General features: G+C 71.2%; 1 protein-coding gene and 1 pseudogene. Both read left to right on the top strand.

The features are described 5' to 3' along the window. A pseudogene (locus VF794_RS32485) lies at window positions 1-620 on the top strand (hypothetical protein); the annotation flags it as partial. Between the two features lie 55 nt (window positions 621-675). Next, the gene (locus tag VF794_RS32480) at window positions 676-2,526 is read left to right on the top strand and encodes an Ig-like domain-containing protein (protein ID WP_331116996.1); all 1,851 of its coding nucleotides are present in this window, start codon (window positions 676-678) and stop codon (window positions 2,524-2,526) included. Window positions 2,527-2,575: the final 49 nt, after the last annotated feature.

Below are 2,575 nucleotides of genomic sequence, written 5' to 3'. Positions count from 1 at the left end.
CCTTAAAACCAGCGATGAGGGGACGGGCCGCGGTTCGACAGCCCAGGTCCAACCCCCGGGGCCATGCCGTTCGGCGACCGGCCGGAGCCCCCAGGCCCCGGTTGGTGGCGCGGCGCGGTGGCCGGGGGCGTGGGCCCGTCGCGTCCCGGCCCTCGCGCCGCAGGCGGTGGCTGTCCGCGGCCCTGCTGTTGCTCCTGGTGTTCTGGTTGTGGCCCTCCGAGACGCCGGCGCCCGCGCCGGTGCCTCCGCCCGAGCCGCCTCCCGCGCCCGTGGTCGCGAAGCCGGTGGTGAAGAAGCCCGCGCCGAAGAAGCCGGCTCCCGCCCCCGTCGCCGCACCACCCCCCGCCGCCCCGGCCTCCCAGCGCGCCCTCTTGCGCAAGGCCGTGGAGGCGCGTGCCCCGGACCTGCGCAACTGCCCCCTGCCTCCCGGGGTGCCGACGACGCTGGGGGCGAAGATCCGGGTCGTCCGGAGCGGCGCCACGCGCGCCGTCTCCCTGTCCACTCCGCAGCCGCTCCCCCGTGAGCTGTCGGAGTGCCTGCGCCAGCGCATCCTCCAATGGGACTTCGCGGACGTGGGGTTGAGCTCGGACGTGGAAATCCTCGTCAACTTCGCGCTGTAGACCGATTTCGCGCGTCGTCCGTTCACTCCGGCATCCCATCCGTCCGGAGGTTCCCATGGCCCGACTGGCCCTGGCCGCGCTTTGTCTGATGCTGTCCGCTCCCGCGCTCGCGACCGAGAAGTGCGACGTCCAACCCTCACAGGGGGCTTCGTCCCGGGGAGACCCGAAGGTCCGCCAGTCCGCCCACAAGGGGCTCACCTACCTCTCCCGTGCCAGCGCCCAGTGGACCGCGCGGCACCGATGCTTCGGCTGCCATGTCCAGGCCGTCACGCTCGAGGCCCTCACGGCCGGCAGGCACCACCAGTACGACGTCGCCCCCAAGGACATCGACGCGATGGTCAAGGCGCTCAAGCTCGGCGTCACGGCGGGAGGCCAGGTGACGGGCGCCGCCTTCGAGGGCTCGGCCTGGGCCCGGTACGACCGCTGGGTGGACGCGAAGTTCACGGATGACCTGCTGAAGTACGCCAAGCAGCTCGTCTCGCTTCAGGCGTCCAACGGCGGCATCCCGGATGACGACGCGCGCCGCCCGGTGACCGGCGGCACCATGCAGACGACCTACCAGGCCGCCCAGACGTGGCGGCAGGCCTACGCGCGCACCGCGGATGCGAAGTGGCTCTCGCCCCTGGGCAAGGCCGAGTCGTTCCTCACCTCGACGAGTGCCCAGTGGAAGCGCTCGGGCGCGGACGTCTACCTCCAGGACATCAACTTCGCGCTGCTGGGAATGAGTGCCTCGGGCGTGGGCCGCGCCGAGCCCGGCTCGCTCCGGCTCCAGCGGATGCTGCTGGAGCGGCAGAACCAGGACGGCGGTTGGGGGCTGGAGAAGGGCAAGAGCGATGCGTTCGCCACGGGCCAGACGGTCTACGCCCTGAAGCTCGCGGGCTACTCGGACTCGGACGCGCCGATTGCTCGCGCCATTCGCTACCTCGTGCAGCGCCAGGACGAGTCCGGTGCGTGGCGCACGTACGCGAGCGGGCAGGGCGGCGTGGACAAGGCCGAGACGATGTGGGCCGTGCTCGGGCTCGTCACGGTGGACGTCGCGAGCATCGCCGTGAACGGGCTCGTGGACGGTCAGCACGTCACCGACCCGATGACCATCCAGGTGGAGGCCACGGACAACCAGTCCGGCGGCATCGCGAAGCTGGAGCTGCTCGTGGATGACGTGTCGGTGCACAGGGCCTGTGGCGGGAAGCTCTCGTACGCGTGGAAGACGGCGGGGCTCAAGGACGGCAAGCACGCCCTGGATGTGGTGGCGACCAACGCGAAGGGCCAGACGAGCCGGCGGCGCTTCGAGGTGTTCGCCGGGAACGTCTTCATGACGCAGGTGGGGGCGAACTTCGACGAGGCCTCGCAGCGGACGCTCGTCACGCTGCGCAACATCGCGGATCCGAACGCGGGCGGCACCATCGAGCTGGAGATCTGGGACGTCGGCGAGGGCAGCGAGGCGAAGCCGAAGTCGAAGGTGTTCTCCACGTCGAGGAAGGGAGAGATGGGCGCGTTGGAGATCGCCTGGGACGGGAAGGGCGGTGACGGCAAGGCGAAGCCGCGCGGGCGCTACCAGGCGCGGCTCGCGTACCGGGACGCGGCCGGCAAGGTGCTTCAGACGGAGAGCACACTCTTCTTCCACGACAGCGAGTCGGTGCGGCGCCAGCGGTACGCGGAGGTCGAGGGCCAGCTCTCCCTCCAGGGAGGCCAGGCTCAGTCCGCGAACACGGTCATCGAGCTCGTGGATGCCCAGGGGCGTGTCGTGCAGTCGACCGTGACCACGGAGCAGGGCAACTACCGCTTCAAGAACGTGGACAAGGGCCAGTACCGCGTCCGCGCGAAGAAGGAGGGCTTCCGCGACCTCGAGCAACCCGTCGCCGCCGAGCCCGCCGCCCCCGCCGCGAAGGCCGTCATGACGTGGTGACCGGCCGGCGCCGTGCCCAGATTCCCCCGGGCCTTTCGGGGCCCGGGTG

Source organism: Archangium sp., from assembly GCF_036389735.1.
Lineage (GTDB): Bacteria > Myxococcota > Myxococcia > Myxococcales > Myxococcaceae > Archangium.
This window is presented reverse-complemented; position numbering and strand designations above follow the sequence as displayed.